Annotated in this window: 1 protein-coding gene; it reads left to right on the plus strand. The window is 50.9% G+C overall.

The features are described from left to right. A partial coding sequence (locus FE394_RS19195) for a hypothetical protein (RefSeq protein WP_319927917.1) occupies window positions 1–369 on the plus strand: 369 nt, incomplete at both ends.

The following is a 369-nucleotide window of genomic DNA, read 5'->3' on the forward strand; positions in this document are numbered from 1 at the left end:
CTGACCCAAATGACCCGCCCGGATGGCACCACCCTGCACTTTAGCTACGACCGTCTGACTCGACTGAATTCGGTCACCGTTTCCACTGGCGAAACCTACCGTTATGAGCGGGATGCTGCGGGGCAAATCATTCGGGAAACCGATTTTACCGGGCGAACGCTGACCTATCAGTACGATAAACTGGGACGCCGGATACTGACACAGTATCCGGATGGTCAGCAACTTTGCTGGTACTATTCCACTGTGGGGTTGTTGGTCAAACAAGAAAGCTGGCAGCCAGAAGAAAACCAACTGGTGCTAAAAGACACCACCACGTACGAATACAACAAACGACATCAATTAGTGAAAACCACTAATGCCGATGCTATC

It is taken from the genome of Xenorhabdus littoralis, from assembly GCF_033949345.1.
Classification (GTDB): Bacteria; Pseudomonadota; Gammaproteobacteria; order Enterobacterales; family Enterobacteriaceae; genus Xenorhabdus; species Xenorhabdus littoralis.